Here is a 5,524-nt window from a genome sequence, read left to right as displayed (position 1 = left end):
GCGCTCACTCGACGGGTGGGGTGCTCGGGTGCTTGGTCAGTCGCGGCCGGTGAAGCGGTCGCTGAGGCGCCGCCAGACCGACACCCCCGCCTCGGGCCACAGGAACGCGCGCACCCGCGTCGACATGGCGCGGGTCCGGCCGACGTGCCGGCGGATGCTCCGGATGTCCTCGTGCAGGGCCTGCGTCTGCTCCGGTGTCGTACGCTCCGGCCGGTCGTAGCGGGCCTTCTCGAGGGTCGCCGTGACCCGCCGCACCGCCGTGGCGTTCGTGTCGTCGAGGTGCCCGTCGCGGATGACGTGATCGCGCCAGGTGCGCAGGGTGCCGCCCTCTGGTGGGTCGATGCCGAGGTCGCGCAGGTGCGAGGTGAGCTCGTCCCAGTCCGCCTCGACGAGGTCCCGCTGGTTCGCGGCCCGTCGCCGTCGCCGCCGCCGCGCCAGGGCCGCGGTGAGCGGCATGGCGAACACGGCCAGGAGGGCGACGAGCAGCCCGACGGCGGTCAGGACGCCGCGGAGGGTGACGAAACCGGTCACCTCGTCCCAGAACGTCGGTTGGGGTGCGACGACGTTCGGCTGGTCGAGACCCGGGCGTCCGGTGCGGCTCGGTGCGGCGCTCGTCGCCCCCGGCTCGGGTGCCTGCTGACCCGCCCTCGTCGGGCCCGCCGCATCTCCCTGGACGGTGTAGGTCGGCGGGGCGCCGGACCGTGAGCCCGGGGTGGGCTCGAACCGGAGCCAGCCGTAGCCGGAGAAGTACAGCTCGGGCCAGGCGTGCGCGTCGGAGGCCCGCACCACGTACTCGTCGCCCTGCTGCTCGCCGGGCAGGAAACCGATCGCCATGCGTGCCGGGATGCCCTGGGCGCGGGCGAGCATGACCATGGCGGTCGCGAACTGGACGCAGTAGCCGACCTTGGTGTCCCGGAAGTTCGTGATCGGGTCGAGGAAGCGGCCCTGCTTGTCGCGCCGCCGTTCCGGCAGCTGGAGGCTGTAGGTGTAGATCGTCGTGTCGCGGAGGTGGTCCTGGATCGCGATCGCCTTCTGCAGCTCTGTCTGCTTGCCGCGGGTGACCTCGTCGGACCAGGAGACGACCGTCTGGCGGGCGGCCTCCGGGATGGCGAGGTCCTCCGGGTGCACCTCCGGCCCTCCGGGCGGGCCTGCCTCGTCGAGCTGGCTCGGCAAGGGGGCGACGTCGGCGTAGGTGACGCGGTAGCTCGAGACCGCCCGCCCGACCCGGATGTCCCCGGTCGTGGGGTCCTGCCGCCACGGGGTGCCGTCCATCGAGACGGCGACGACCGGGTAGGGAGCGGCGATGTGCGGGGCGCGCAGCGTGTTGTCGCGCACCGTCATCGTGTAGTCCTTGCCGCCCGAGGGCGAGGGCGTCGCCCCCGGCCCGGTGCCCTCGTCGGCGTCCCCGACCCACTCACCGTTCGAGCTGTAGAACGAGGTGGCGAGGACCCGGAGTGGCGGGTGGGGACCTTTCGTGGTGTAGCGCAGCACCGGGGTCTGGTCGGTGCTCGTCAGGCTCCGCGTCAGGTCGAGGGTGTTGCTGAAGCCGACGGTGCCGGTGCCGCCGGTGCCGCCACTGCGGCCCAACCCCTCGGCGAGGTAGCGGGGCGGGAAGTGCGGCACGAGGAGCGGTACGACGAGGGCAAGGACGAGTCCGATGAGGCCGAGCCGCACGGCGCCGCTCGAGAACGAGCGCTCCGCCTGCCGGCTGTGTGACTCCACCCCGGCCACACCGTCGAACCCCGTGTCGTCCTCGGCGACCGAGCTCGTGGTGCTCCAGCCGGTGAACCGACCGCGGGCCGTCGTGTGCAGCATGGCCAGCCAGAGGATGACCGGTGGCACGAAGTAGCGCGGCTCCAGCGCCTCCGACCCGTTCGCGGCGGTGATGAGGTAGGCCGTCAGGAGCGGCAGCCCCGCAGCGGCGGGTGCCCGCCACGTCGCTGCCATCGCGTCGACGGCGATCGCGAGGGCGGCGCCGATCACGACGAGACAGAACGTCACCCCGGCGGTGAGCGGCGCCGGGGCGGTGTAGCGCTGGATGGTCTCGTAAGCCTCGGTGACGAGGAAGCCCAGCCCGTCCCACGTCTCGCGGGTGGGCAGCAGCCACGACAGGGTGTCCTGCCCGAACCGCCACACGATGACGTAGCCGACGACGAGGACCTGGACCGCCACGACCACGACGCGGGACCGCGTCAGGCCGCGCATGACGAGCCCGACCGCGGCGGTGAGCGCGACGAAGACCGCGGTCTGCGAGAGCCACTCGTTCGAGGAGAAGAGCGAGCTGACCGGATAGGCGGCGGCCAGGGTCGCGAGTGCCCCGAGGATCGTGATGCGCCAGCGCCGCCGGGTCACGATCCGGCTCCGACCGTGACGCTCGTGAGCAGGTCCCACGTCCGGCCGATCTCGTCGCCCCGGCCCACCGCCACCGCCCGCCACCCGGCGAGCCGCAGCAGGTCGACGTGCGACCCGACGTCGTCGGCCCCCGGTGCGTCGCCGAAGGTGGTGGCGTCGAGGACGAGGGCCAGGCCGGTGGTGCCGACCTGGCGCAGGCTCGCGACGCGGGCCGTCACCTCCGGGTCCGACGGGCCGATGACCGCCACGATGAAGCCGCCGCCCTCGGTGAGCGCCTGTGCCGCCCGCAGGACGTCGTCCTCGCCCGTGTCCTCGCGCGGCTGGGTCACCGCGAGCGTGTCGAGGATCTCGTCGATCGTCATGGGGTCGCCGGCCCGGGTCGTGTCGACCGTCTCGACGCAGACGAGATGCACGGCATACCCGCCTGCGGTCAGGTGCGCCGCGACCGAGGCGAGTGCCGTGACGGCCCACTCGAAGGAGCCGGCCGCTCCGCTGCCGCCGTGCGCGGACGGCCGCGGGTCGAGCAGCAGGACCGCGCGGCGCTGCGCCGGCCGGTCCTCCTGGCGGACCATGAGCTCGCCCGTGCGGGCGGTGGACGGCCAGTGGATCCGTCGCAGGTCGTCCCCGTCCCGGTACTCGCGGACGGTGGCGTCGTCCTCGCCGTGGAGCGCGAGCAGGTGGGCCTGCTCGCCCTCCGAGCCCACCCCGGAGCTGGGCTGCCGGCTGGCGGAGAGCGGGTGGACGGCGGGGAGCACGACGAGGTCGGTCGTCCCCTCCAGGACGGCGCTGCGGTTGGCCAGGCCGAACGGGTCGGTCACCTGCGCGCCGAGGGGGCCGAGCGGGTGGTGGCCGCGCAGGTGCGAGCGGACGGCATACTCCACCGTCCGGCTCTGCCGCGGCGAGATGCGGCCGACCACGAAGCGGGGCCGGTCACCGAGCACGTAGTCGAGCCGCTCCTCGGCGAGGAAGAGCGGGGTGGTCTGGGCCGAGACGTTCTGCAGTGTCATCGTCACGTGGGCGGTCTGCCCCACGGTGACGCGGTCGGGGGCGATGTGCCGCTCGATCCGCATCCGGGTGCGTCGGGTGCGCACGACCAGGGCCGCGGCGAACGGCAGCGCGATGGCGAGCACGCCGAAGCGGATGAGGTCGACGAACCCGAAGGCGATGCCGGCGAGGGTGAGCACGACCCCAGCCCCGACGAGCGCCTTGCCCCGGGTCGTCAGGAGGCTGCGCAGCGATCCCATCGGTGCCCTGCCCTCATCGCGCAGCCGGGGGAACCGGCGTCTGCCGGACGAGGTCGGTGACGACCTCGCTCGTCGTGCGTCGGGCCAGCTGGGTCTCGCTCGAGGGCATCAGCCGATGGGAGAGCACCGCGACCGCGAGGGACTGCACGTCATCCGGGATGACGTGGTCGCGCCCCTCGAGGGCCGCGTGCGCCCGGGACGCGCGGAGCAGGTGCAGCGCAGCCCGCGGCGACGCGCCCAGCCGCAGGGCGGTCGAGGCCCGGGAGCGGCCGACGAGGTCGACGATGTACTGACGGATGGCGGGGGAGGCGTGGACCCGGGTCACGGCCTCGACGACGGAGACGATCGTCGCGGCGTCGGTGACCGGGGTCAGCGACTCGAGCGGTGACCGGGCCCCGTGCGTCTCGAGCAGGTCGAGCTCGGCGCGGGGCGAGGGGTAGCCCATCGAGATCCGCGCCATGAAGCGGTCGCGCTGCGCCTCGGGCAGCGGATAGGTGCCCTCCATCTCGATGGGGTTCTGGGTCGCCATGACGATGAACGGCTCCTGCAGCCGATAGGTCGTCCCGTCGGCGGTGACCTGTCGCTCCTCCATCGACTCGAGCAGCGCGGACTGGGTCTTGGGGGAGGCGCGGTTGATCTCGTCGCCGACCACGACGTTGGCGAAGATCGCTCCGGGCCGGAACTCGAAGGTCCGCGCATCCTGGTTGAAGACGCTGACACCGGTGACGTCGCTCGGGAGCAGGTCGGGCGTGAACTGGATGCGGCGCACCGTGGCGTCGATCGAGCGAGCGAGTGTCTTGGCGAGCATCGTCTTGCCGACGCCGGGCACGTCCTCGATGAGCAGGTGGCCCCCCGCGAAGAGGACGGTGATGGTCGTCCGGACGACCTCGTCCTTGCCCTCGATGACGCCGCTCATGGCGGTGACGAGGCGAGCTGCCACATCGTGGATGAGCCCGAGCGCCGTGTCCGTGTCGCGACCCGTCGTTTCCGTCGTCACTCTTCCTCCGGTTCCCCCTGTCGGACGCGCCAGCCTGCGGCCGGCGCGTGTGTCGTCACGCGATCTTCCCTCATCGGCCGCTCCCGCCAAAAGGGTTCGCTCCACTTTCCTCCACCCCGCGGCTGCCCGCAGCGCCCGCTGTCGTCTCTCCCAACGAGGCAGGTATGCCGCTGGGTTCGCTGCGTGGGGGCCAGCTCCGCCCGCTGGGGCGGGCGAGGCAACGTGGACCTCCACTTCGCACCACCGAGGCTGACCTGCGCAAACGCCGCGGCCGCGGAGCAGGGAATCTCGATTTTCCGTCGGATGTGGAGCAAAGTGGAGTATGGTGGTGCAACAAGGAACGCGGTGGATCGCCCAGGGTCGAAGAAGGGGAGGTGGCCGACCATGTTTCTCGGGACGCACACTCCCCGCCTCGACGAGAAGGGGCGCCTCTTCCTCCCCGCGAAGTACCGCGAGCGGCTCGCCGCCGGGCTCGTCGTGACCCGGGGCCAGGAGCGCAGCCTCTACATCTTTCCGATGGACGAGTTCGTCGCGGTGGCCGAGCAGATGCGGCAGGCGCCGACGACCTCCAGGGCGGCCCGTGACTACATGCGCGTCTTCCTCTCCGGTGCGTCGGACGAGATCCCCGACAAGCAGGGGCGGTTCACGATCCCGGCGGCCCTGCGCCAGTACGCGGGGCTCGACCGCGAGGTCACCGTCATCGGCGCCGGGTCCCGCCTCGAGGTCTGGGACACCGCGGTCTGGAACGACTACCTCGCCGCGACCGAGCAGAGCTATGCCGACACGGCCGAGGAGGTGATCCCCGGCCTGTTCTGACCTTCCGTGCGCGCCTGCGCGCCGGCCTCCAGCCGCTTCGCTCCCGGGACGACTTCCCCCGCCCCGGGCGACGCAGCGGATGGGGACCAGCTCCCAGGCCCGAACTCCGACCTCC

At 72.6% G+C, this 5,524-nt stretch carries 4 protein-coding genes; 1 reads left to right on the top strand and 3 read right to left on the bottom strand.

Annotated elements, in window-relative coordinates; genetic code table 11:
* Positions 1-36 precede the first annotated feature (36 nt).
* The 3 genes from N864_RS18670 to N864_RS18660 are packed head-to-tail and all read right to left on the bottom strand — an operon-like array spanning position 37 to position 4,593.
* Entirely contained in the window at positions 37-2,352 is a 2,316-nt protein-coding gene (locus tag N864_RS18670; protein ID WP_034720683.1) for a transglutaminase TgpA family protein, read from the bottom strand.
* Positions 2,349-3,596, bottom strand: coding sequence for a DUF58 domain-containing protein (locus N864_RS18665; RefSeq protein ID WP_034720679.1), 1,248 nt, complete (start codon positions 3,594-3,596; stop codon positions 2,349-2,351). The genes N864_RS18670 and N864_RS18665 overlap by 4 nt, the downstream gene beginning before the upstream one ends.
* A gap of 13 nt (positions 3,597-3,609) precedes the next feature.
* Entirely contained in the window at positions 3,610-4,593 is a 984-nt protein-coding gene (locus N864_RS18660; protein WP_034720675.1) for an AAA family ATPase, read from the bottom strand.
* 384 nt (positions 4,594-4,977) lie between these two features.
* On the opposite strand from N864_RS18660, the gene mraZ reads away from it, so the two are divergent.
* The gene (gene mraZ / locus N864_RS18655; protein ID WP_034720672.1) at positions 4,978-5,409 is read left to right on the top strand and encodes a division/cell wall cluster transcriptional repressor MraZ; all 432 of its coding nucleotides are present in this window, start codon (positions 4,978-4,980) and stop codon (positions 5,407-5,409) included.
* The last annotated feature ends 115 nt before the right edge of the window (positions 5,410-5,524 follow it).

It is taken from the genome of Intrasporangium chromatireducens Q5-1, assembly GCF_000576575.1.
GTDB classification, from domain to species: domain Bacteria; phylum Actinomycetota; class Actinomycetes; order Actinomycetales; family Dermatophilaceae; genus Intrasporangium_A; species Intrasporangium_A chromatireducens.
This window is presented reverse-complemented; position numbering and strand designations above follow the sequence as displayed.

Coding starts and splice junctions, on each gene's coding strand:
- N864_RS18665 (WP_034720679.1), bottom strand. CDS start 3,596: ATGGGATCGCTGCGCAGCCTCCTGACGACCCGGGGCAAGGCGCTCGTC.
- mraZ (WP_034720672.1), top strand. CDS start 4,978: ATGTTTCTCGGGACGCACACTCCCCGCCTCGACGAGAAGGGGCGCCTC.